General features: G+C 51.2%; 10 protein-coding genes. 7 read left to right on the top strand and 3 right to left on the bottom strand.

The features are described from left to right. Window positions 1-919 precede the first annotated feature (919 nt). The 4 genes from FJM74_RS12580 (at window position 920) to FJM74_RS12565 (ending at window position 18,405) form a co-directional block, all read left to right on the top strand. Window positions 920-13,813 carry a T9SS type B sorting domain-containing protein gene (locus FJM74_RS12580; RefSeq protein ID WP_187262963.1) on the top strand — a complete coding sequence of 4,298 codons (12,894 nt, stop codon included), beginning with the start codon at window positions 920-922 and terminating at the stop codon, window positions 13,811-13,813. Window positions 13,814-13,843: 30 nt separating this feature from the next. Next, window positions 13,844-14,800 carry a PorP/SprF family type IX secretion system membrane protein gene (locus FJM74_RS12575; RefSeq protein ID WP_187262962.1) on the top strand — a complete coding sequence of 319 codons (957 nt, stop codon included), beginning with the start codon at window positions 13,844-13,846 and terminating at the stop codon, window positions 14,798-14,800. Between the two features lie 558 nt (window positions 14,801-15,358). After that, window positions 15,359-16,759, top strand: coding sequence for a 3-keto-disaccharide hydrolase (locus tag FJM74_RS12570; RefSeq protein WP_187262961.1), 1,401 nt, complete (start codon window positions 15,359-15,361; stop codon window positions 16,757-16,759). Window positions 16,760-17,058: 299 nt separating this feature from the next. Next, window positions 17,059-18,405 carry a Gfo/Idh/MocA family protein gene (locus FJM74_RS12565; RefSeq protein WP_187262960.1) on the top strand — a complete coding sequence of 449 codons (1,347 nt, stop codon included), beginning with the start codon at window positions 17,059-17,061 and terminating at the stop codon, window positions 18,403-18,405. A gap of 70 nt (window positions 18,406-18,475) precedes the next feature. Here the strand turns inward: FJM74_RS12565 and FJM74_RS12560 are convergent, their stop codons facing one another. Next, window positions 18,476-19,033: a hypothetical protein gene (locus FJM74_RS12560; protein ID WP_187262959.1), complete on the bottom strand. Its 558-nt coding sequence runs from the start codon at window positions 19,031-19,033 to the stop codon at window positions 18,476-18,478. Between the two features lie 525 nt (window positions 19,034-19,558). On the opposite strand from FJM74_RS12560, the gene FJM74_RS12555 reads away from it, so the two are divergent. Continuing rightward, complete coding sequence (locus FJM74_RS12555; protein WP_187262958.1) at window positions 19,559-20,593, top strand: COX15/CtaA family protein; 1,035 nt, start codon at window positions 19,559-19,561, stop codon at window positions 20,591-20,593. A 172-nt stretch (window positions 20,594-20,765) separates the two neighbouring features. Here the strand turns inward: FJM74_RS12555 and FJM74_RS12550 are convergent, their stop codons facing one another. Then, entirely contained in the window at window positions 20,766-21,671 is a 906-nt protein-coding gene (locus tag FJM74_RS12550; RefSeq protein ID WP_187262957.1) for a DUF3078 domain-containing protein, read from the bottom strand. Between the two features lie 975 nt (window positions 21,672-22,646). Here FJM74_RS12550 and FJM74_RS12545 point away from each other — a divergent pair. Both FJM74_RS12545 and FJM74_RS12540 read left to right on the top strand, forming a co-directional pair. Further along, a complete protein-coding gene (locus FJM74_RS12545) occupies window positions 22,647-23,702 on the top strand; it encodes a neutral zinc metallopeptidase (RefSeq protein ID WP_187262956.1) in 1,056 nt (351 codons plus the stop codon). 104 nt (window positions 23,703-23,806) lie between these two features. Then, window positions 23,807-24,469 (top strand): transmembrane-type terpene cyclase, encoded by a 663-nt coding sequence (locus FJM74_RS12540; RefSeq protein ID WP_187262955.1) that lies wholly within the window; start codon window positions 23,807-23,809, stop codon window positions 24,467-24,469. Between the two features lie 38 nt (window positions 24,470-24,507). On the opposite strand, the gene FJM74_RS12535 is transcribed toward FJM74_RS12540, so the two are convergent. Then, window positions 24,508-25,722 carry a sensor histidine kinase gene (locus FJM74_RS12535; RefSeq protein ID WP_187262954.1) on the bottom strand — a complete coding sequence of 405 codons (1,215 nt, stop codon included), beginning with the start codon at window positions 25,720-25,722 and terminating at the stop codon, window positions 24,508-24,510. Between the last annotated feature and the right edge of the window lie 264 nt (window positions 25,723-25,986).

Genomic DNA, 25,986 nt, shown 5'->3' with positions numbered 1-25,986 from the left:
GGCTTTTTTGTTTGGCTGGGAAGTAAGGGAGTGGCAGCAAGAAAGTAACTTCCGGATGAGTGGCAGAAGCAATGCCTCCGGAGGGCCATTTTTATTGACATAATTTGGAAAGTCTCACCCGAGGACACCCCGCCTTTCTTATTTCAGCTAATCTCAGTTGTGCAGGTAACAGGGCCTGCAGGCGGCGGTTTTAGCAGGGTGCTTGTGACAGGATGTTCCTTCTGGTTGTAGCTGGGCCCCACTAAGGCAGGACTGCCAGTGCTGTGCTACATCCTTCGGCTAAAATTGTCATTAATTCCATATTTCCCATTCTGAACCAAAAGTTGTGTTTTGTATTGTATTATAATCGAAAACCTGCTTACATTAGCGCATCTATATAAATGAAGATTTATATATGATTATTCTGAGTCATAACTACAATAAATAAACTTGAACGATGTTTTGGGCATTGTGCTTAGCTCATAAATACAATGCCGCGAACTATTGATGACCGGGTGCTCCTGCGAATCCTGAAAAGGGCTTTTGCCTTGGCAATAGCCGCATGGAGCCGCATAAAGAGGAGCATAGTCCTGGTTGATACACCCGTAATACCCCTATAGCCGGATACCAGCTTAGCCGGTTACAAAAGTAAGTGCTGCCAGGTGCAGGGAGACAAATTTCCAGTATGTCGGCCCACAGGTTTGTTCAGTTCTTCTTCCTTACAATCAGAGATTGATAGCTCCGTAACAGGGCACAAAACATACATGTTAAACCAGCTTCAGTTGGCCGAATTTTATTTTGCAGGAACAATGCTGCCGGTGGCTGCACAGCAGATGCCATCTGGTTTGCGCATCGCCATCATAGCGGCGTGCGCCACAGGATGCGCCTTCTGATGAAGGCCCGGCGCAAATAATAATTGTGAAATTCCCAAGTATACTACATGAAAACAACCTTTACTCCAAAATTACCTTTCCTGTTTTTCTTTTTCTGGATGCTGCAGCTGCTAACTCTCCAAGGACTGTTAGCGCAAGGCAATAATACAGTTCCAGTCTATAACGTAGACCTGACGGGGCAGCCCAATGGTATCCGCAAACTAGAAAATGTAGACCGGAACGGCAGGATCTGCAACGCCAGTAACAACGAAAATTGTGTGCAGTTCAACATCACACTCGACAGAAATGCAGGTGGGCTTGAATTTGCTATTGTAGGTGGGCCTGAACCATCCGGGGCAATGTCTTATCAGATAAATTGTGGCCCCGCCGTGCCAGTGGGGCAGCCCATTTGTGTGTCGGGAGTTGGGCCGCATGTACTAACGCTTTGCATGCCAGGTGGTGCCAAGAATGATTTTGAGATTAAATCAATTGCTGCGTTTACCCCACAAGCAGATGTGTCAGTCTCTGGAGGTTGTACGGCTACGCTTCAGGCACCCATTGCCTTTAACGAGGAATCTGTTACCTGGCGAGATATAACAGGCGGAGGCACTTACAACAGCTACCTGAGTTGTACCTCCGGGTGCTCCGCCCCAACTGTTACACCAGCTGCCAATGCGCCCGCTTTTGTAGATTACGTGGTTTGTGGCTCATCCGTAGCCTCGCCATGTTCAACTTTGCCTTTCTGCGATACGGTTCGGGTTTATTTCTACCCTCCGCCAGTCGTGTCCATCACGCCACAGCCTGCTATTATATGTCCCGGATCTGCGGGCGTAGAGCTAAGCGGAAACGTGACGGGCGGCAGCGGCAATTTTTCATACCTCTGGACCGACAGTGAGGGCAAGCTCCTTGGCACGACCCAAAAATTTCTTGCTCCCACGGTAGGAGAGTACTTTCTGGAGGTCAGAACCGAAAACTACCCGAATTGTAACAAGTTCTCTGCCTCTGTTATGGTCGTCACAGACCTTACGGTTAGCGCCGGTCCGGACCAGCTTGTCTGCTCGGTAAACCCGGTGGCGCTGGCCGGCTCGGTAACAGCGGCTACAGGCGGCACCTGGAGTGGCGGTGCCGGCACCTTCAGCCCGGATAACACTGCCATGAATGCCATCTATACCCCTACTGCAGCCGAGTTAGCAGCAGGCGCTGTCACGCTGACGCTGACTTCAACAGGGAACGGGTCCTGCTTACCGGTGCATGACGAGGTGCTCATCGCTTTTTATGACTTCGATGTGGCTTTATCAGGGCCAGCTATTTTATGTACCGGGTCTACCGCCCGTATTACGGCAGCCGTAACAGGCAGTGTAGGGGAAGTTTCTTATCTCTGGAGTACGGGTGAAACAACAGCCTCGATTTCAGATAAACCGGCAGGCACCTACACTGTAACGGTGAGCGATGGGAATAACTGCTCCATCCAAAAGTCTTTTACCGTGGTGGAAGAAGCAGGGCCTTCTGCCTTTACGGCTACTCCTACGTCTACCACCTGTGGTGCCAGCAATGGAGCCTTAGTGATCAGTGGTGTAACAGGTGGCACAGCGCCCTATTCCTACAGCCTCGACGGCAGCACCTTCCAGGCGGCCGCTACCTTTGCTGGGTTGGCTGCCGGCAACTATACCATCACGGTAAAAGATGCCAATGGCTGTACGCACACGGAAGAAGTTGTGCTGCAGGATATTGCCGGCCCTTCTGATTTTACCGCTGCCCTGCAGGCTGCTACCTGCGGCAACAGCAACGCGAGCATCTCCATTTCAGCTGTAACGGGTGGCACAGCCCCCTTTACCTACAGCATCGACGGCACCAGTTTCCAGACCGCAGCTTCCTTTTCGGCGCTGGCTGCCGCTACCTACACAATATCGGTGAAGGATGCCAATGGATGTCTTTTTTCAAAGGCAGTGGTCCTGGAGAACATTCCCGGGCCTGCCGATTTTACGTTCAATGCCGTTTCTTCTACCTGTGGTGCCAGTAACGGAAGCATAGCGGTTGGTTCTGTAGCAGGAGGTGCTGCTCCTTATACCTATAGTAAAGATGGAACTGCCTTTCAGAGTGCCTCCACATTTACAGCTTTAACGGCAGGCACCTATACGATCACGGTAAGAGACGCCAACGGTTGTTCCTTTGCGCATAAAGTGGAACTGAATAATATTGCCGGCCCCACTGATCTGACAGCTGCTGCGCAGGCTACTACCTGTGGCTCGGGCAATGGCTCACTGACAATAGGTGGTGTAACCGGTGGAACTGCCCCATACACCTATAGCTTAGACGGTACTGCTTTCCAGGCCTCAGCTACCTTTGCAGCCCTTATTGCCGGCACGTATACCATCACGGTGAAGGATGCCAATGGATGTACATTCACAAAAGCACATACGCTAACCAACATACCCGGACCCTCCGGATTTGCTACAAGTACACTGAACACCACCTGCGGAAGCAGAAACGGCAAACTGACCATAAGCGGCGTAAACGGCGGCACCGCCCCTTATACCTATAGCAAGGACGGTTCCACCTACCAAACGTCAGCTGCTTTTACCGCACTCGTTGCCGGCACCTACACCATTTCTGTTAAAGATGCAAATGGTTGCCTGTTCAGTAAACCAGTTGTAGTAGAGGATGTGGCCGGACCTTCCGATTTTGCACTTACTGCCAGTTCCTCTACCTGCGGTGCGGGTAACGGACGTTTAACCGTTGGTGCTATTACAGGTGGTACGGCTCCTTTTACCTATAGCAGGGATGGCGCGAACTTCCAGGCCTCCGCAGAATTTAGTGATTTAGGAGCAGGCAACTATACTATTACTGTGAAAGATGCCTATGGCTGTACTTTCACGCGTTCCATCACAGTGAACAATATCCCCGGCCCTACTGATCTTACTGCCAGCGCTACTGCTACTACCTGCGGTGCAAGCAATGGTGAGCTAACGATCAGTAGCGTAACCGGCGGCATAGCGCCTTACACTTACAGCAGGGACGGCATGAACTTCCAGGCCTCGGCTACCTTTACAGCACTTGCTGCCGGCAGCCACACGGTCACGGTGAAGGACGCCAACGGCTGTACCTTCGCCAGGGCTTTTACCGTGGCAGACATCGCCGGACCTACGGCCGTGGCGGCCACGACACTACCTGCCAGCTGCCAGGACAATGACGGCAGTATTGTAGTGGGAACCGTGACAGGCGGAACAGCACCTTATACCTACTCCATCAACGGCACCGACTTCCAGGCCGGCACTGCCTTTGCGGCACTGGCTGCCGGAACTTATACCGTTACTGCCAGAGATGCCAACGGCTGTTTAACCACTTCCTCCGTTACCGTCACCAGGAACGTGCCCACGGCTTTTGCCTCCACCACAGCGTCCTCCACCTGCGGCGCCAGCAACGGTAGCATCCGGGTGAGAGCCGTAACAGGCGGCACCGCCCCTTACACTTATAGTAAAGACGGTACCAGTTTCCAGACTTCCTCCACACTTTCTGGTCTTGCTGCCGGAACGCATACCATCACGGTGAGAGACGCCAAGGGTTGTACTTTCTCGCGTTCCATCACCGTCAACAATATCCCTGGCCCTACTGATCTTGCTGCCAGCGCTACTGCTACTACCTGTGGGGCCAGCAATGGTGCCTTAACTATATCAGCCGTAACGGGTGGCACCGCGCCTTACACTTACAGCAAAGACGGGGTGAACTTCCAGGCCTCGGCTACCTTTGCAGTTCTTGCTGCAGGCACGCATAACATTACTGTGAAGGACGTCAACGGCTGCACCTTCGCCAGGGCCTTTACGGTGACAGACATCGCCGGACCTACGGCCGTGGCGGCCACGACACTACCTGCCAGCTGCCAGGACAATGACGGCAGCATTGCAGTGGGAGCCGTGACAGGCGGAACAGCACCTTTTACCTACTCCATCAACGGCACCGACTTCCAGGCCGGCACTGCCTTTGCGGCACTGGCTTCAGGTGCTTATACTGTGACAGCAAAAGATGCTAACGGCTGTGTGGTGGCAACTTCTGTGGTAATCGGACCTGACGTACCAACTGCCTTTGCCAGCACAGTGGCAGCCTCTACCTGCGGCAACAGCAATGGGAACATTATAGTAGGAACGGTAACAGGTGGTACAGCTCCGTACACCTACAGTAAAGACGGCACTTCCTTTCAGGCCTCCGCTACCCTCACCGGATTCGCTGCCGGCATACATACCATCACTGTTAGAGATGCCAAAGGCTGTACCTTTGCTGCACAGGTAGAGGTAACTGATATCGCAGGACCGTCTGGTCTGACGGCCTCTGTTAAATCGTCTACCTGTGGCAGTAGCAATGGAGAAATTACTGTGAATGCTGTTTCAGAAGGTACAAGTCCTTATACCTACTCTATCAATGGTACTTCTTATCAGGCTTCTGCGACTTTTGCTTCCGTACTTGCCGGAGAATACCAGGTAAGTGTGAGAGACGCCAATGGTTGTGTATATACCGAAACAGTACAGGTGCAGGATATCACCGGACCTTCCTTTACCTCAACAGTGCAGTCCTCCACCTGCGGCAACAGCAATGGCCAGGTGGCTGTTGCTGTAACAGGTGGTACCGCTCCTTTTACTTACAGCAGGGATGGGGTTAACTACCAGTCTGCAGCAACTTTTACTAACCTGCTGGCAGGTGTCTACACCATTACCGTGAAAGATGCCAATGGTTGTCTGGCAACGGCAGCCGTAAGCATAGGTGATGTTCCGGGACCTCGTGACATTGTGTTAACAACCACTTCCAGCACCTGCGGCAGTAGCAATGGCAGTATCTCGGCAGGCACTGTAACCGGAGGTGCCGCGCCTTATACTTTTAGCAGAGATGGCATGAACTTCCAGTCCTCCGCTACATTCAGTAATTTAATAGCAGGCACCTTCAGCATCACTGTAAAAGATGTTAATGGCTGTACATTTACCAAGGCTGTTACCCTAGATGATATGGCTGGTCCGACAGACCTGCTGATCTCGGTAAAAGCCAGTACGTGCGGCAACAGCAACGGCGAATTCACTATCAGTGGCATAACAGGCGGCTCGGCTCCCTACACCTATAGTATAGACGGCACTACTTTCCAGGCTTCTTCATCCTTTACAGCCTTAGCTGCTGATACCTATCGTGTCACTGTGAAAGATGTTAACGGGTGTACTTTCGTGAAGCAGGTGGTTGTGAACGATATTGCCGGACCTTCTAATTTTACAGCTACTATGCAGGCAACAAGCTGTGGGCGCAACAATGGCAGCATCCGGTTAACTGCTGTTGCAGGCGGCACAGCACCTTATACCTACAGCAGTAACGGTACTACTTTCCAGACCTCTGCCAATTTCACAAATCTTGCTGCCGGAACGCATACCATCACAGTGAAAGACGCCAATGGGTGTATGTTCACGAAAGGAGTAGTGCTGGAAGACATAGCCGGACCATCTTACCTGTCGCTTAGCAGTGTTTCCTCGACGTGCGGCAACAGCAATGGCTCCATCACAGTTGGTGGTGTAACAGGCGGCACCGCCCCTTATACCTATGCAATAGACGGAACAACTTTCCAAAGCGCCACCACCTTCAGGTCGGTGCCGGCAGGGGAGTACACGATCACAGTTAAAGACGCCAGCGGCTGTACTTTTGTGAAGACGGTGACCGTGGATGACCTGGCAGGACCTACTAATCTTACTGCCAGTGCTACTTCCTCTACCTGTGGGGCCAGCAACGGTGCTTTAACTTTAACAGCTGTTACAGGTGGGGCCGCACCATACACCTACAGCAAGGACGGGGTAAACTTCCAAACCTCGCCTACCTTTGCAGTTCTTGCTACAGGCACGCATAACATTACGGTGAAGGACTCCAATGGCTGCACCTTCGCCAGAGCCTTTACGGTGACAGACATCGCCGGACCTACGGCCGTGGCGGCCACGACACTACCTGCCAGCTGCCAGGACAATGACGGCAGCATTATGATAGGTGGTGTGACCGGCGGAACAGCTCCGTACACCTACTCGATCAACGGCACGGATTTCCAGAATGAAACTGCTTTTACCTCTTTATCTGCAGGAACCCATACTGTGACTGCCAGAGACGCCAATGGCTGCGAAGTGACAAGATCTGTCACCGTAGCTGCCAATGTGCCGACGGCCTTTGCCAGCTCCACCATTTCTTCTACCTGCGGCGATAGCAACGGCAGTATTACAGTCGGGAAGATAACAGGCGGTACGGCCCCTTATACCTACAGCGTAGACGGCACCACCTTCCGGGTTTCTTCCACGATTGCAGGGTTAGCAGCTGGCACGCACACTATCACAGTGAAAGATGCCAGGGGATGTATTTTTGCCCGGCAGGTAATTCTGAATAATATTAACGGCCCGACTGAACTGGCTGCTACTGTTAAGGCTACGACCTGCGGCAGCAGCAACGGGTCCCTCACCATAAGCGGTATAACGGGTGGCACGGCTCCTTACACCTATAGCCTCGACGGTACCACATTTCTATCCTCCGCCACCTTTGCCGCTTTGTCTGCCGGCACCTACAGCATCACGGTGAAGGATGCCAACGGCTGCGTGTATACACAAGCAGTAGCGGTAGGTGACATAGCAGGACCTGCTGCTGTTGCGCTGCTTCCTCAATCTGCTACCTGTGGTGGCCGCAACGGAGCGCTTACGGTCAGTGGCGTGACCGGTGGCACTGCCCCTTACACCTACAGTATAGATGGCACAAACTTCCAGGGCCCGGCTACCTTTTCAGCACTGGCAGCTGGCACTTACACGATTACCGTAAAAGACGCCAACGGCTGTACAGTAACGGGAAGCATAGATGTAGAAGACATAACCGGGCCTACTGACCTGGCATGGATCAGTAAACCTTCTACTTGTGGTAGCAGTGATGGCACCATTTCCATAGGAGAGGTGACGGGTGGCACAGCTCCTTTTACTTTCTCTCTGGACGGAACAGCTTTCCAGGGTGGCTCCGGCTTCGGGTCTGTGCGCGCAGGAGAGTATTCCATTACGGTGAAAGACGCCAACGGCTGTACCTTCGCCAAAAAAGTAGTAGTGGAGAATGTTGGTGGGCCGAACGCCCTTTCTGCCAGCACCACTTCTTCTATCTGCGGGGCCAGCAATGGCGGGCTAAGCATTACGGCCGTATCGGGGGGAGTGGCCCCTTACACCTACAGCAAAGACGGCGTGAATTTCCAGGGTTCTACTTCTTTCACAGGGCTGGCTGCCGGTACCCATACGATTACAGTGCAGGATGCCAACGGCTGTACCTTCACCAGGTCCTTTACCGTTTCTGACGTTCCAGGGCCTACAACGGTGGCGGCTAGTTCAGTGCCGGCCAGCTGCGCCGACAATGACGGCAGCCTGACCGTGACCAGTGTATCCGGTGGTACAGCGCCCTATACTTATTCGATCAACGGCTCCGGCTTCCAGGCAGGTGGTTCCTTTGCGGCACTGGCCTCCGGAGCCTATACTATAACTGCCAGAGATGACAACGGTTGTGAGATTACTGGTTCTTTCACAATTGAGAAGGTTGGCCCTGCCAGCTTCAGCAGCTCCACCGTAGCCTCTACCTGCGGCCGCAGCGACGGGCAGCTGACGATCAACCATGTAGGCGGCGGCACTGCTCCATACACCTACAGTATGGATGATGGTGCTTTCCAGGTGCCAGCTACTTTCACTGAGCTGGCGGCAGGCACTTACAATATCACGGTAAAGGATGCCAATGGCTGTGTTTACAGTCAGGCTGTGGCGGTGAGCAACATCGACGGACCGATCTTCAGCGCGGCTGCCTCGGCGAGCACCTGCGGAGGCGGCAACGGCAGCATAGCTGTCAGCGGGGTTTCGGGTGGGGTTGGCCCTTACAGCTACAGCAAAGACGGAAAGAACTTTCAGTCTGCACTTTCTTTTGACAATTTGCTGGCAGGCACCTACATCATCACGGTGCGGGACGCCAACGGCTGCCTTTCAACTGAGACAGTAGTCTTAGAAGACATAGCCGGTCCGTCTGCCTTTGTGGTGGCACCGCAAGCCGCTACATGTGGCGCGCCTAACGGGCAGGTCATGATAAGTGATATAGTGGGTGGTACGGCTCCATTTTCTTATAGCAGCAACGGCACTGCCTTCCAAGCTTCCCCAGTATTTGAGGCACTGGCAGCGGGCGCCTACACCTTGACGGTGAAGGATGCCAACGGCTGTGTGGTGAGCAGAAGTATAGCGGTAGGAAACATAGCAGGACCGGCTGAGTTGGTGCTTACCAGCATGTCCTCCACCTGCGGCGAGAGCAATGGCTCCATCTCAGTTGGTGGAGTAACAGGGGGGACGGCTCCTTATGTGTTTGCCCTGGACGGCGTAAACTTCCAACCCGCCACCACCTTCGGGGAGGTGCTGGCAGGGGAGCACACGGTGACGGTAAGAGATGCCAGTGGCTGTACGTTTGCGAAGACGGTGAGAGTAGACGACGTAGCAGGGCCTTCTGATCTTGCTGCCAGTGCAGTTTCTACCACCTGCGGGGCCAGCAACGGCGAACTCACGATCAGTGGCGTAACCGGTGGTACGGCTCCGTATACCTTCAGCCAGGACGGCGTGAATTTTCAGGCCTCCGCTACCTTCACGGCTCTGACTGCCGGTCAGCACACGATCACCGTGAAGGACGCCAATGGCTGTACCTTTGTCAAGGCTTTCATGGTGACAAACATTGCCGGACCTACGGCCGTGGCCGCCACGACAGTGGCAGCCAGCTGCCAGGACAATGATGGCAGCATTATGATAGGTGGTGTGACCGGTGGAACAGCTCCGTACACCTACTCGATCAACGGCACGGATTTCCAGAATGAAACTGCTTTTACCTCTTTATCTGCAGGAACCCATACTGTGACTGCCAGAGACGCTAATGGCTGCGAGGTAACTGCCTCTGTTACTGTAACTACAGATGTGCCGACTGTTTTTGTCAGTACAACAGCGTCTTCCACTTGTGGCAACAGTAACGGCAGCATTACTGTTGCCACTGTGACAGGTGGTACGGCCCCTTACACCTATAGCTTAGACGGCTCTATTTTCCAGACCACGGCCACCTTTGCGGCGCTGGCAGTAGGTAGCCACACCATCACGGTGAAGGACGCGAAGGGCTGTGTCTTTACAGCGCAGGTGCAGGTAAGTGATATTGGCGGTCCATCCGGGTTAACTGCTTCGGTAGAGACATCGACCTGTGGGGGCAGCAATGGAGAGCTAGCTATTACTGCTGTTACAGGCGGTACAGCACCATTTACCTATAGCCTCAACGGCATTGATTTCCAGACATCAGCCACCTTCCTGGCACTTGCAGCAGGATCTTATACTATCACGGTGCGCGATGCCAATGGCTGTGAGGTCACTGAGAGAGTGGAGTTAGAGAATATTACAGGGCCTTCTGACTTTGTACTGTCTCCTCAGTCCAGCACCTGTGGCCATAGCAACGGTCAGATCAACATAAGCGATGTAACCGGTGGTACGGCTCCCTTCACTTATAGCAAGGACGGCACGAACTTCCAGGCGGCAGCTTCCTTCGATGATCTGATCGCCGGTACTTATACCATTACTATAAAAGATGCGAACGGCTGTATTGTCAGCAGGGAGGTAGAGGTGCAGGATATTGGAGGACCTGATAACCTGAACCTTACGAGTACGGCCTCTACCTGCGGTAGCAGCGATGGCTCCATTTCAATAGCTGAAGCGAGCGGTGGCACTGCTCCCTATACCTTTGCCTTAGATGGAACTACCTTCCAGAGCGCTACTGCCTTTGAAGCGGTGCTGGCAGGGGAGTACACAGTGACTGTTCGGGACGCCAATGGCTGTACGTTTGCCAAAAAGGTAGTAGTGGAGAATCTAGGTGGGCCGAACGCTATTTCTGCCAGCACCACTTCTTCTATTTGCGGGGCCAGCAATGGAGGCTTAACAGTAACCGCTATTACTGGCGGTGCAGCTCCCTATACTTATAGCGAAGATGGCGTGAATTTCCAGGCTTCTACTTCTTTCACAGGGCTTACTTCAGGTATCCATACGATCACAGTGAAAGACGCCAACGGCTGTACCTTCGCCAAGGCTTTCATGGTGACAAACATTGCCGGACCTACGGCTGTGGCCGCCACGACAGTGGAAGCCAGCTGCCAGGACAATGATGGCAGCATAACTGTGGGAGCAGTGACAGGCGGCATGGCTCCTTATACATACTCCATTAACGGAGAAGATTTCCAGACCGGAACTGCTTTTGCCGCACTGGCTTCGGGTGCTTTCACCATTACTGTGAAAGATGCCAATGGCTGTCTGGCTACTACCTCTGTCACGATAAACCAAAGTGTGCCTACGGCCATTACCACTGCCAGGGTAGCCACTACCTGTGGCAGAAGTAATGGAGAAATCACTGTACGAGGCGTATCCGGTGGCACGGCTCCTTATACTTACAGCAAAGACGACACAAGCTTCCAGACTGAACCTGCTTTTTCTGAGTTGGCGGCTGGTACTTACACCATCACAGTAAAGGATGCCAGGGGCTGTACTTATGCGGTGCAGGTACAGGTAGGCGATGTTGACGGTGTGGAAGGCCTTTCGGCTTCGGTGGGAGCTGCTACCTGCAACAAGAGCAACGGCTCCATCCTGATCAGCGAAGTATCTGGCGGCACGGCTCCCTACACCTATAGCCTGAATGGGGCAGGGTTCCAGAGCGCGGCTTCCTTTACAGCGTTGAATGCAGGCACTTATGCTGTCACGGTACGCGATGCCTACGGCTGTCTCTATACAGAGGAAGCTGTTGTGCCTGCTACCGCTGGCCCGACTGATTTTGTGCTTACCCCGCAAAGCGCTACCTGTGTAGAAAGCAGCGGAACGGTTGTCGTAAGTGAGGTGGCTGGTGGCACTGGTCCCTATACCTATAGCAAGGATGGCACGAACTTCCAGGCTTCGGCTACGCTGACTGGTCTGGCTGCGGGTAACCATTCGATCACAGTGAAAGATGCCAGCGGCTGTACATTTGCAAAAACAGTGGTAGTAGAGCAGTTGGCCGGTCCGGAGAATTTTGACGTGGCTGCGGTGCAGGCTTCCTGTGGCGATAGCAACGGTAGCATCAGCGCCAGTAGTATAGCTGGTGGCACAGCTCCTTACAGTTTCTCACTGGATGGCGTTACTTTCCAGGTTGCTGCCACCTTCGATGGTTTAGCAGCGGGAGCATACACAATAACTGTAAAAGATGCCAATGGCTGCACCTTCGCTAAGGAGGTGAACCTGGCAGAGCAGTCTGGTGTAACGGAAATTGCTACTGCCACAACGCCTGCCGCCTGTACCGATAACGGGACAATTATGGTAAGTGCTGTGACGGGGGGTATTGCTCCATACACTTACTCATTGGATGGCAGCAACTATCAGGCTTCTGCTACTTTCACCGCACTTGCACCTCAGGAATATACGGTGTTTGTGAAGGATGCCAATGGATGCACCACCTCTATTGCTGTGTCGGTAGAAGGGAACAGCCCGATGGAGGCTACGCTGGCATCTGTTCCGGCAGGCTGTGTTCAGCGCAATGGTTCTATCACAGTTGAGTCTGTTACGGGTGGTGTGCAACCTTATACCTATAGCCTGAACGGTGCTGACTTCCAAACGGGAACTTTATTTGCGAACCTGGCTGCCGGCAGCTATATCATTACGATCCGGGATGCTGAAGGGTGTGAAATTACACAGAGCCAGGAAGTGAGTAGTAGCGGAGGAGCCGAGTCGTTTACGGTGGCAGGCACCAATGCCAGTTGCGGAGGCAACAATGGCCGGCTTGAGATCAGTGAGGTGAGCGGTGGCAGAAGTCCTTACACGTACAGCCTGAACGGTACCTCTTTCCAGGCAACGCCCCTGTTTACTGGTCTGGCTGCAGGTGATTATCAGGTAACTGTGAAAGATGCAGCAGGCTGTGTGCTGGTTAAGACGGAAAGTATCGGCAGTAGCCCGGCAATTGCCAACCTGAACGTGCGCGTGGAGCCGGTGGGCTGCGGACAGAATGCCGGAGAGTTGGTGATAGAGGAAGTTTCAGGAGGTACGGCCCCTTTCCAGTACTCTCTGGACGGTGTGAATTTCTCCAGCGCTACTGCCTTTAGCGGACTGGCTGTCGGGAACTACACCCTCACCGTGAAGGATGCCAGAAACTGTACCCATACTGTTGCCGTGAGCATTGGGGAAGTTGCCAGTGCGATTGCTTCGGTGAGGCATGTGAGTTGTGCCGGCGAAGCCAACGGCGCCATCACGATCAGCGCAAGAGGAGACAACGAAGAAACAGCCTACAGCATCGACAACGGCCTTACTTTCCAGCAAAGTCCTGTGTTCGGAAATCTTGCCGGAGGTGTTTACCAAGTCGTAACGCGTTTCTCGCCTACTTGTACTGTAGCTGTTGGTACGGTTACAGTGAAGGAGCCGGAGCCGCTGCAGGTGGAGGTGACGCCGCTCACCAAGACCTTCGAAGACGACAACCTCGGAAGTGCAGCCGTTACGGCCATCAGCGGAGGGGCAGCGCCTTATACTTACCAGTTGAACAACGGCAAATATGCAGCCGATTCGGTTTTCGATAACCTACCTGTAGGCACACATGCGCTGCTGGTAAAAGACAGCAGGGGCTGTATTACGGAAGTTTACTTCACGATCGAAACCATCACCGAAATCGAAATACCGAACGGCTTCACGCCGAACGGCGATGGCATCAATGACCTGTGGGTGCTGAAGAACCTGCCGGTGCTGTACCCTGGCTGTAAGGTAACGGTGTACAACCGTTGGGGAAGTCCGGTGTTTGAGTCGGTGGGTTACAAGAAGGCCTGGGATGGTACTCATAACGGGAAGAAGTTGCCGGTCGGCACCTACTATTGTATCATAGAGCTTGGTAATGCGGAGCCGCCACTGAAAAAATCAGTCACCATTATGCGCTAAGCCTTGCCGGTAACACCTCATTTGTCTCTTATGAAAAAATATATATTCAGTTTATTCTTTCTGCTTTGTGCCGCTGGAGCAGTTGCCCAGCAGAAAGCCTTGTACAGCCAGTACATGACCAATTATTACCTGCTTAACCCGGCCGTCTCGGGGTTTGAGAAAGACCTCAACTTTAAGGCCGGCTTCCGGAACCAGTGGGTGGGTTTTGAGGGGGCGCCAAAAACGTTCTATGTGAGCGGCGAAACAGCCCTGTTTCAGAACCAGCGGGGGAGAAGGAGCAGAAAAAGAATACAGGCCTACCACGGAGGCGGAGGCTATGCCTACACCGACAATACCGGGCCCACCACGCGCACCGGAGCGCTCCTTTCATATGCGTACCATGTGCCGCTGAACCGGGATCTCTACCTCTCTTCGGGTGTATTTGCCGGGTTTCAGCAGTTCCGGTTCGACCCTGACAAGGTGCATCTGGCCGACAATTCCAACCACCTGGACCCGGTGACCCGAAACGGGCGGATCAATGCCTTTATGCCGGACCTGAGCGTGGGCACATTCCTGCACTCCGAACAGTTTTATGCCGGTTTTTCGCTGTTTCAGGTTCTGGGGAACCGGTTTTTCAGGGCGGAAGGCACAGCAGAAGCCAGCCACCTGTCGCAGCATTTGTTTGTGTCGGGGGGGTATCATGTTGAGATCGACAGAAATATTACCGTTACGCCTTCTTTCCTGGTAAAGTATGCGGGTCCTGCACCGATTCAGGCAGACCTGAATGTAAAGGGAGTGTATAACTTCAGCAAAAGAAAGAAGACCGCGTTCGATGACCAGGTGTGGGCGGGCCTCTCGTACCGCACCCAGGATGCGCTGGTCGGGCTGCTCGGCGTTCAGTTTATGGAGCAGTACCAGCTGTCGTATTCCTTCGACCTGACAGTTTCTCCGATGCGGCACCACAGCGCCGGCTCCCACGAGATTATGCTGGGTTTCAGGGTGAAGTAAGGGGGGAAGCTCCGGTTGCTGCCAATAGATTTAGGGATAGCCATTTGAAGTGCAGCAGCAGCAGCAGTAGCAGAGCCTCCGGAGGGCTATTTTGATTTAAATAATCCAGCTTACCTAAGCTGCGCACACTGCGAGGTCTTTGCTGCTTTATGCTGTTTATGTTCTGAATAGCCCCGCTGCCAGCAACAGCTTGATAACTGTGCCTGCCAATCCGGAAGCAGGAGCCTGAAAAATAAATTACCACCTGTTATTATAAATTCCTATCTTAAATTTTCGTTCAGGCCGTGGCCTTTTGCAGGAGAAGGAAGGGCAGGGACGTATCATCAGAAAGAAGCCGCAGCAAGAGCAGCGGCACCTCCGGAGGGCCCATTTCATTCGAATAATTGCTATTTGATCTGTGATGAAAATTTCTCTTAAAGGAGTGATTGTTGTGCAAGAAATGAACGATCAGTAGTTAGCGTTTTAACTTTAAAACCATTTGATCTAGGCTAAAAGGATTTCCTGGAATTTTTTAAGCGAACAAAATACAAGTCAACAGCAAAAGAAAATAAGCTAATCATGATGAATTATAAAAGTTGCCTCTGCGCAGCAATACTGGCTACCACTGTGGCCGCTGGCAGCCTTACAGGTTGTTCTCAGAAAGTAGAGCAGGCCACCAGCAGTGACTGGACCAGCCTGTTCGACGGCAAGAGCCTGGACGGTTGGAAGCGTGTGGCAGGAGAGGCCCCTTATGAGGTAGAAGACGGCGCCATAGTAGGTACTACCATCGCCAACACACCCAACACCTTCCTGGTAACGGAAAAAGAGTACGACGATTTCATACTGGAACTGGAGGCCATGATGGATAGCAATGAAAGCAACTCCGGCATCCAGACCAGGAGCCATTATGACCCGGAGGCCAACAATGGCAAGGGCAGGGTGTATGGGCGGCAGGTGGAGTTCGACCCGTCGGAGCGGGCCTGGAGCGGCGGCATTTACGACGAAGCGCGCCGGGGCTGGCAGTATCCGCTCTCGCTCAACCCGCAGGCACAGCAGGCCTTTAAGGTAGGCGAGTATAACAAGATCAGGATAGAGTGCATCGGCAACGAGACTAAAACCTGGATCAACGAGGTGCCGGTTGCCTACGTGGTCGATACCATCGACTCGAGCGGGTTTATCGGGCTGCAGGTGCACTCGGTGGGCAGCGCAGAGCAGGCCGGCAAAAAGGTGTACTTCAAAAACATTCGCATCAAAACCACTGACCTTACACCTACTCCCTTTCCTGAAGGCGTGCATGTGGTGAACAACGTGCCCAACTCCCTGACCCGTTATGAGCAGGAGCAGGGCTGGAAATTGCTCTTCGATGGAAAATCATCCGACGGCTGGGTGGGTGCTCACAAAAGCACGTTTCCGGAGCGGGGCTGGAAAGTGGAGAATGGTGCGCTCACGGTACTGCCCTCCGGTGGCGGGGAGTCTACGAATGGTGGCGACATTGTAACGAAAGAAAAATACAGCGCCTTCGACCTGTCGTTTGAGTACAAGCTATCGCCGGGCGCTAACAGCGGCGTGAAATATTCTGTAACGCTCAACGAGCAAAGCACCGGCTCGGCCATCGGGTTGGAGTACCAGGTGCTCGACGACGAAAAGCACCCCGATGCCAAGATGGGCCGCGACGGAAACCGCACCCTCGCCTCCTTATACGACCTGATAACTGCCGACAAACCCAAGCGCTTCCTGCGCCCGATAGGAGAGTGGAACAAGGGCCGCGTGGTGGTGCACCCCGACAACAAAGTGGAGCATTACCTGAACGGCATAAAGGTGCTGGAGTATGTACGGGGCTCCGAAGAATTCCGGAACCTGGTGGCCAACAGCAAATACAAAACCTGGGAGAACTTCGGCGAAGCGGCAGAAGGCCACATCCTGCTCCAGGATCACGGCGATCTGGTCAGCTTCAGAAGCATTAAGATCAAAGCTCTTTAATGTGCTAATGGGTTAATGTGCTGATGTGCTAATTTTTCAATTTGAAGATTTGGAAATTTGGAGATTTGAAGATGAGAAGATTTGGAGATGAATTTTCGCAGGCTTTAAAAAGTTATCAACTCATAACTCATCACTAGATCGAAAGTCTATCATCTAAAATCTAATATCTAGCATCTTAAAGAAGCAGCAGGAGCGGCAGAGCCTCCGGAGGGCAAAAATCATTGGAATAATCCGAGAGAGTTAGAGGAGCATAAACAACACTAATTGTAAAAAAATCTGGTAATCAAACTAACTGCCAAATGAACATACAGGAAAACAACTCCCGCAGAGATTTTTTGAAAAAGGCTGCGCTGGGTACAGTCGGTTTCTCACTCATGGGACTCAGTGCCAGTAGCTACAGCCGCATACTCGGTGCCAACGACCGGGTGCAGGTAGGCATTGTGGGCTTCTCCAACAGGTTTAAAGATTCCCTTTACCCGGCCTTTATGAACTATGCCAAGGAGCTGAATTTTGAGTTCGTAGGGGTGTCGGATATCTGGAACCGCAGGCGCGAGGAGGCGGAGGCTTTTGTGAAATCGAAGTCGGGCGGCAAGCTGAAGAAGTTCCGGAACAACGACGAACTGTACGCCAGCAAAAACCTGGATGCCGTGATCATCAGCACAGCAGATTTTCAGCATGCGCTGATGGGGGTGGAGGCCGTGCGCAATGGCAAGGACGCCTACATCGAAAAGCCGATGGCCGAGACCATGGAAGATGCACGCGCCATTCTGAAAGCAGTGGAAGAGACAGGCAAGATCGTGCAGATCGGTTCGCAGCGCCGCAGCGCCCCCAACTATATCGCTGCCAACGAGTACATCCGCTCCGGCAAGTTCGGCGACATTAAAATGGTGGAGATGAGCTGGAACGTGAACCAGCCGGGCCGCTGGCGCTTGCCGCAACTTGTAAAAGAGATCAGGGAGCAGGATACCGATTGGAACCGTTATCTCATGGACCGGCCCAAAGTGGCCTGGGATCCACGCAAATACCTGGAATACCGTTTGTTCTGGCCCTACTCCTCCGGTATTCCGGGGCAGTGGATGTCGCACCAGATCGACACGGTGCATTGGTTTACGGGGCTGGAACACCCGCGCAGTGTAGTGGCCAATGGCGGCGTTTATATGTGGCAGGATGGCCGCGAGAACCCCGATACCCTGACGGCCGTGTTCGACTACGGTCCTGCAGATGATCTTTCCAAAGGGTTCCAGGTGGTGTATACCTCTCGCTTCAGCAACTCGGCCGGGGGCGTAAAGGAGCTCTACTATTCAAATGGCGGCATGCTCAACCTCGATACCAACAAGATTACGCCCGAGGGCGGCCTGGAGGAGCGGCAGGCAAGTGCTATGGGCCTGAAACCTAACCAGCTCGCGGAGTTTACATTGCCCAGCCACGGAGGAGGTACGGCTACATCGGTTAACATGGGAGGCGACCCCACCACCTCGCTGCACGTGCGCAACTGGATGGAGTGCGTGCGAAGCCGCCAGACCCCCAATGCCTCGGTCCGGGCCGGCTACAACCACTCCGTCGCCACCATCATGACCCGCATTGCCACACAAACCGGCAAGCGCGTAACCTTCGATGATGCGCGGCAGGAAGTGGTGCAAAGCTGATCTGGCTCCTGATCAGGTAAAACTATAAAATTAAAGCCCCTACACGCTGCGCAGGCGGAGTTGGGGCTTTTTACTTTTTCATGAGCCACGACCACAGCTTATCGTCATTGGTTTTGTAGCCCACTAGGCCATATTCTTTGGCATAGTAAAACTCTTTTATACCGTTCGTTTCGGAGGCTTTCAGGTTGATGAGTTTTTCCACGAACTGGATGTTGTTGCCCAGTAGTTCGAAGTCTGTAGAATATTCCCTATCAAATCCTTCATAAGTAAAATAGTGGCCTTGAACCCTTGTTAAGCGGGGTTCTCCCTGATCTGCCTTGCTGGTGAACTTAATGGTAGTATCGTGCCCTTCCACCTCCAGGTGCAAGTTCTGTTGCTGACTTTCAAAATTTATGGTAACTGCCTGGTATTTGATCACGTTCTTTTTAACGCCGTACTTTTCGTGATTTTTTACCGTGATCTGCATCAGGTCCTCGTCTCCGGTTTCGCTGTAGAACATCCTGGTTGTACTGATGTCGGGAGCCAGCCAGGATCTGGTCTCATTTGGTAAAGGATTAGGCATGTCGTCACCGCAGGATGCCAGCATCAGCAGGAACAGGAGAGAGAGGAGAGGGAGCAGCTTTTTCATATATAGCGCCATCTCAATAAATATGCCATTTGTAATATATGGCGACTTTATGTTAAAATTGGAATAAAATATTTGCCATTATTGCTCTCGGTTTTGTCAAGCAGATCCGGTTGGGGCAGCACCAGGAGCAGCAGCGCCTCTGGAGCCAATCTAATATGGAAAAATAAGGCTTTTATTTCCTGAATGTTGCGCTGGTACGGGCTTGCCGCTGGTACTTTCCTATCAAGCCTTTCCAGAAGGGGCCAAAGCAGCTTGTGATAGATCCATTCTTTTAAGCTGTAGCCGTAAGGAACATTTGGTACGAGCGGCAAGCCCGCACCAGCGACCTGCTTTTCCCTATAAGTTTAGCCTCTTGAGGGCCTTTTTCATTCAAATAATTGCTCTGGTAAAAACCCGCCAGTGCCCTGAAACAAGCGGGCCAGCGATTTGTTTGATAAGCTGCAATGACGAAAGTTAGTTTTCAGAAGGATAATTATCATCCATGCAAAAATCAGGTTTTAGGAGCTTTACCTGTTTTTTAAAGCTATGCAAAAGGTAAAGTACAATAGGGCAATTATTTACTGGCTCCTGAGCGGGGTGTTCCTGATTCTGGCCATGGTCATTATCGGAGGAATAACCAGGTTAACCGGCTCGGGGCTCTCCATTGTGGAGTGGAACGTGATTTCCGGAACGCTGCCGCCACTCAGCGAGGCAGCCTGGGTTAGGGCATTTGAGCAATATAAGCAGTTTCCGGAGTACCAGAAGCTTAACTTTGGCATGAACCTCGAAGGGTTTAAGCAGATTTTCTGGTGGGAGTACCTGCACCGGCTGCTGGGCCGCATGATCGGCATCGTGTTTATAGTGCCTTTCCTTTATTTCCTGCTAAAAAAACAGCTTACGGGCTGGCTGTTCAAACGGCTGTTGTTTATCCTGCTGCTTGGGGCTGCCCAGGGCATTATGGGTTGGGTGATGGTAAAAAGCGGCCTCAGCGAGAACCCGCACGTGAGCCACTACCGGTTGGCAGCGCACTTTTGCCTGGCCCTGGCGCTTATCGGGGTTATTCTCTGGACAATTGATGACCTTACTTCTTCAGGGCAACCCAGGCATACGCCGGTGCGGCTAAGGCGGCTTTCAAAAATTGTGTTGGCGGCCATTCTGCTGCAAGTTATTTTCGGCGCGTTTGTGGCCGGCCTCAAGGCAGGCTTCTCTTACAACACCTATCCGCTTATGAACGGCGAATTTTTCCCATCGCACCTGAAGGGCTACCTTGCCTGGTCGGAGGTGCTGAATAATGGTGCTGCCGTTCAGTTTATACACCGTTGGCTGGGAGTACTGCTGCTGCTGCTTATTTTCTTCTTCTGGCACAGTAGCAGAGGGCAGCATCTTGTGTACGCCACCCAGCTAATACTGCTGCTGATCCTGATCACGGCTCTTGTGCAGTTTGGCCTGGGCATCGTGACCTTGTTGTTTGCTGTGCCGGTTAGCCTGGGTGTGCTGCACCAGGTAGTGGCGGTGGTGCTGTTTTCGCTGGCAGTAATGGCGGTGCACCGCTTGTCGGCAGGCAGCAGCGTGAGTGTTTAGGAACAGCAGCAGGTTACTCCCGAGGGTGTTTTTCATTGGAATAATTTGTAGGAAGTAAGCGGACAAGATTCCTTTACAGCAATCGGGTTTACAAAACACTGTATACCACAATCATATCACTCACTTATTCACCCGTTCACAATTTCGGAGCTGGCAGGTGGCGGCCGGTAATTTACCGCATCACCGAAAAGCCCTGCATGGTATACAGTATTCCCAGGCCCAGCGACTGGCTATATTGTATTTCTGAATCCTGGTCGAAGTCGTAGATCAGGTTTCCCATCAGGTTTACGTTGATGTAGCGGTTTATTTTGGCTGTAAGCACCGTATTGAGGCGATGGTCTACTTGCTTGAATGCCAGTTCCTGGTAATTAATGTAGGCCATATAGTTTAGTTTCAGGTTCAGGTTCGGAGCTATGTCCCGCTCGTAGCCAGCCTGCACCATGGCTGCGAGCCATTCTGTGCGTACTTTTTTCCCGATGGGTACCCCATACCGCTCTGTTATATTTTGGTCTGCTAAAAAAGTAAAGCGGGGGGCAAAAGGGCTTAACCGTAAGAAGAAATATGGGTTCGGCTTGTACTCGGCGCCCAGGGCAAAGGTGAGGAAGCCAGGCGAGAGGAAATTAGATATCAGCCGGTCGTTGCCGTCTGCGTCTATATCGTAGTCGTAGCCTGGAGCGAACTGCGACAGAAAGTTGGCGGAGACAAAGGCATTCCAGTCGGATGAAATCTTATGCCCGTACTTTGAGTCGAGGTAAATACGATCTATGCTTTTGCGCTGCTCCGTTCCTTTGTTCTTAATAAGGCCGTATTGCAGCTGAACCTCGTTGTCCCAGGAAACATTGCCGCTGGCGTAGTCGGCACGGGCATCGAGGTGCGCGTTAAATGCCACGGAACTAATGCCGCCTGCTTTCCAGTTATCGCTGAAGGCCGCCTGGTTCAAGTTTATGCCTGCCGAAAACGTGCGTCTCCAGGTCGTGTCTGCCGCAGTCTGCACCAGTAGCGTATCGGGAATAATCTGAGCTCGTAACATAGGCGAAACGAACAACAGTAAAAGTAGCAACTGTAAATTTTTGTTCATGATAAGTAGGTGTTAAGTTGGTGGTTTGTTTTTTTATTTGAGGATGCCTGATTAAATGTGGTAGCCTTGGTAAAGGCAGCCTGCTCATGCTTAGTCCGGTTTCCTGCTAAAGAATACTCTGTTCCAGAACCTGCTACAGACCGACCTCAGGTGAGCCAACCAATAATCTGAGCAGGTACTAAGCGCTACTTCAATTTGATTTTTAGAAAGCTTTAATGCCTGCAGCGCGACCAGAAAGCACATCTGAAAAAAACACTGATTTCAAATCTGACGAAGCCCTATTTGAAATTCCGGAGGTGACAGAAAACAATTTGCAGGCACGGTTTGGTTAAGCTATTTTTCCCTGCCTTATATACTATATTGCCGATATTTTATTTTTGCTATACGTTAAACTTGGAATTAAGTACAGAGTTATCGGTTCCATAAGTAAAACTCTTTACCACCAAGTTAGTTTGGGCAAAGGAAGTAGTTTTAAGGCCCCGATTATTCCAATCAAAATGGCCCTCCGGAGCATGCTGCTGCTGCCCGGTACTGGCTATGTAAAGTATCACTATAATACGCTGATTCACAGAGGTATAAAGCTTGACGGGCTAATGCTTTCTACAGGGTTTGGTAGAAATAATACTAACCTGGGCTGGATTGAAAACTTAAACTTAGCTGGTATAAATCAATATAGTATAAATCAATGTTAGGTTCATTCACGCAACTGTACTCTGAGAATATATAAATGAGCAAGGTTTTTTTTTCTTTAGATGGTAGTGATAATAGGAATTTATTTATTTTATTTTGCGATATTGATAATATTTCAGGAACGAGCCTTATTTTGTAGTAGGTGAAATATTTTAATACATCATACTTATTCTGTTAATTTTTATAAACCCCAAAACAAACTTATTTATGAAAAAATTAAAAACTGCTTTATTATGCCTTTCCATGGGTTTTATCACTGTTTCTTGTGAGAACGAATTAGAAGAAATGAAAACAGAGACGCTCTCGAAGACCCAGCATGTGGCCAAAGCAACTGCTATAGATCAGGGAGTGCCTGCCGGATTAGCTATTAAGGCACCGTCTGCCCTGGTGCCTTTTAATGAGAATCTTAGAGAATTATTTATAAATAAGGCTGTTGAGACCAGTGAGTGTGGGCCAACAGAATTTGTCTCTGTACAGAATAAATACCTGATGCCACTGATAAACGACTTATATGCTGTTTTTGGACCAGCGGTGTATGCCGATATGTTTTACCTGTACATGGACCTGAACCTGTATGCTGCCTATTTCGATACATCGGAACAATACTTCGGTGAGAATGGGGAGTACACCAACCTGATCAAGAAAAGAAAAAGAGACCTGGAGAAATTCTGGGATATGCCTAACCAGATCCAGATTAACGGACAGCACACGGCTACGCTGAATGACAGGGAAAAACTGGCGGATGTGTTTGAAATTGCCGGTGTTGATATCACGACCCGGGAACAGGCACTGGCAGCTGCCGACCAGATTTTATATTTAAATACCCTGTCGCCCTACCTGCCGGAGTCTCCTTTTTTCGCCATAGATGGTTTTGCCACAACATACAGAAACCTGATTGTGATCGGTGACGGAATTGTGGAAATGCTTTCGGAAACTGGTGTGGAAGAAGACATTGTCTGGACCGGAATTCTGGCGCATGAGTGGGCGCACCAGATTCAGTTTAAAAATATGGGTGCCTGGTATCCTGATGGAATTGCAGCAGACCCCGCAGAGGCTACCCGGTACATGGAGTTGGAAGCCGACTTTCTGGCTGCCTATTATATGACACATAAAAGAGGGGCTACCTTTAACAAAAAGCGTGTAGAGGAGTTCTTAACTTTGTTCTTCCAGATAGGAGATTGTGGGTTCGATAGTGACAGCCACCATGGCACCCCGTTGCAGCGTATGGCTGCCGCCCGATTAGGTTTCGAACTGGCGGACCAGGCTCAGAAGCAGGGCCACATACTGACTCCCCAGCAAGCGCACCAAATATTTGTAGCCCGCATCCATACGGTATTGTAACCAGCAGATAAGCTCACTTAAAAAGGCTGGCTGTAATGGTCAGCCTTTTTAATTTTAAATGCGTTAAAAAGCGGGCATCACAAGTTTTTTAACCAGTTTCAGGCATGCTGCAAAACCCCTCAGAAGTAGACCCAACGCTGGATGTTTTCTTTAAAATTGGCAGCGGTGTTTTCTGGACCATCACCTACCTGCTCATTCTCCGGCGGGGCTACCTCGACAAAAGCTATGGCATGCCCATGGTGGCGCTGTGTGCCAATATTTCGTGGGAATTTATTTTCTCGTTTGTTTACCCGCACAGCAAACCGCAGCTTTACGTGGATTATGTATGGCTCGCCTTCGATGTAGGAATTCTGGCGCAGTTCTTTGTGTATGGCAGAAAAGATTTTACGGAGCAATTGCCCCGAAGTCTCTTTTACCCTACCTTTCTAATTACGCTGGTTTTGTCGGCTCTTTTTATACTGCTGCTGTCGCGGGAGTTTGAGGATTATAATGGGGTATATGCGGCCTTCAGCCAAAACCTGCTGATGTCGGTGCTGTTCATTCATCTGCTGCTGAAGCGGAACGGCCCGGCCGGGCAGTCGGTGTACATTGCCCTGAACAAGATGGTGGGCACTATCTTCCCATCCATGTTGCTTTACCTGTATTTCCCGGATTCTTACCTGCTGGTACTGCTCTACATAAGCATCTTCGTGTTTGATCTTATGTACCTGGTGCTGCTACACGCCAAAACAAAAGCTGCCGGCCTAAACCCCTGGAGCAGGGCCTAGATCAGAAGTAGACCGTATGAGTATTTGTATTACAGAGGTTAAAAAATGATGGTGAAGGTGGTTCCCTGGTTTAAAGTGCTGCTCACCTGAATCTGACCTTTCATATTGTCCACCATTCTTTTAACGATATACAACCCGATGCCGCTCCCATCTACATGGTCGTGAAAGCGCTGAAACATGGTGAACAAGCTACCCTGTTTGCCAGCTGGAATTCCTAACCCGTTGTCTTTTATGGAGAGGTGCGTTTTCTCATAAATCCTCTCCACTTTCACAATTACCTCCGGCGACCTGTCCGGAGAACGGTATTTTAAGGCATTGCTCAGAAGGTTATAAATAATGCTTTTGAAATTTTTTTTCGAGAAGCCTGTCAGCAGTTTAACATCAGATACTACCTTTATGCCGGCATCGGTCTCTTCAATCAGGTTAACTAAATCCTGTTTTGCGCTTTCTACAATCTCAAAAATGTCGACTGTTTCGGGCTTTTCATTAACATGCGATTTCTCTAACTCTACAATGGTGGTGAGGTCGTTCACTGTTGTTTTAAAACGCAGGAGCGAAGACTTCAACAGGCCGGCTATTGATTTGATTTCCTCTTTGTCTAAGGGGTCTTTGGTTACCAACTCAGACAGAATATCAATCAAAGCCTGAATGTTAGTTATAGGCAGCTTCAGATCGTGCGAGGCCGTGTAAACAAAATTGTCGAGATCGAAATTGGCATTGACCAGGCTCCTGTTTTTAGATTGTAACTCCACATTGGCAAGATGGCTTCGCTCCAGTAAGTCCAAGCTTTGCAAATGAAAGGAAAGTAGTTCCGCAAACATCTTAAAGGTACCGATCACTTTCGGATTGTTCACTTGCGCAGGTTTGGAATCAATGGCGCAGAGCGTCCCGAAAAATGTGCCGTCCTTAAGTATGATGGGGATAGAAATATAGCTTTGGAGCCCGTATAACTTTGGCGTATGATGGTTTTTGTAAACGAGGTCGTCATCCACGTTATCAATGACAACCGGTTGATGATGATCTCTGATTTCGTTGCAGAGCGTAGTCCCAATCTTAAGCTCTCCGCCTTCTTCTAAACCGAACTGCACTTCGTCGCGAACGCTGCAGGCCAGCCACCTGTCCTGCGTCACCCTTGCGATGGCGGCAAAGCCCATGCCGGTAGTCTGGCAAATCACCTCGAGCATGGTCGAAACAATCGGAATTTGCCTTACTGCTTCAAAGTCTTTGTATAATTCGTCTTGCGTATCTATCATAAAAAAGGAGGTTTGCTGCCGATACTGAGTAACGATAAAGTCAGGTTACCTATTGCCAATTAACAAATATAATAAAAGCCTGCCTAAAACAGGACAATAACTTGTTAAGAGTGGGCACTATACCAATAGCAAGGCCGCTTCTATATACCAGGAACTTTGATAGTGCCTTGGCGGCTTCGGAAACTAACAGGTCATTTCAATTATTGGGGTTAAACAAAGGAATTTAGTTGGAGGGTTAGCTATAGTGCTGATAAATAAATTTTA

The sequence above is a fragment of the Pontibacter beigongshangensis genome (assembly GCF_014332515.1).
In the GTDB taxonomy this organism is placed as follows: Bacteria; Bacteroidota; Bacteroidia; order Cytophagales; family Hymenobacteraceae; genus Pontibacter; species Pontibacter beigongshangensis.
This window is presented reverse-complemented; position numbering and strand designations above follow the sequence as displayed.

Excerpts from the sequence above, each read along its gene's own strand:
- FJM74_RS12580 (WP_187262963.1), top strand. The coding sequence starts at position 920 with ATGAAAACAACCTTTACTCCAAAATTACCTTTCCTGTTTTTCTTTTTC.
- FJM74_RS12575 (WP_187262962.1), top strand. The coding sequence starts at position 13,844 with ATGAAAAAATATATATTCAGTTTATTCTTTCTGCTTTGTGCCGCTGGA.
- FJM74_RS12570 (WP_187262961.1), top strand. The coding sequence starts at position 15,359 with ATGATGAATTATAAAAGTTGCCTCTGCGCAGCAATACTGGCTACCACT.
- FJM74_RS12565 (WP_187262960.1), top strand. The coding sequence starts at position 17,059 with ATGAACATACAGGAAAACAACTCCCGCAGAGATTTTTTGAAAAAGGCT.
- FJM74_RS12560 (WP_187262959.1), bottom strand. The coding sequence starts at position 19,033 with ATGAAAAAGCTGCTCCCTCTCCTCTCTCTCCTGTTCCTGCTGATGCTG.
- FJM74_RS12555 (WP_187262958.1), top strand. The coding sequence starts at position 19,559 with ATGCAAAAGGTAAAGTACAATAGGGCAATTATTTACTGGCTCCTGAGC.
- FJM74_RS12550 (WP_187262957.1), bottom strand. The coding sequence starts at position 21,671 with ATGAACAAAAATTTACAGTTGCTACTTTTACTGTTGTTCGTTTCGCCT.
- FJM74_RS12545 (WP_187262956.1), top strand. The coding sequence starts at position 22,647 with ATGAAAACAGAGACGCTCTCGAAGACCCAGCATGTGGCCAAAGCAACT.
- FJM74_RS12540 (WP_187262955.1), top strand. The coding sequence starts at position 23,807 with ATGCTGCAAAACCCCTCAGAAGTAGACCCAACGCTGGATGTTTTCTTT.
- FJM74_RS12535 (WP_187262954.1), bottom strand. The coding sequence starts at position 25,722 with ATGATAGATACGCAAGACGAATTATACAAAGACTTTGAAGCAGTAAGG.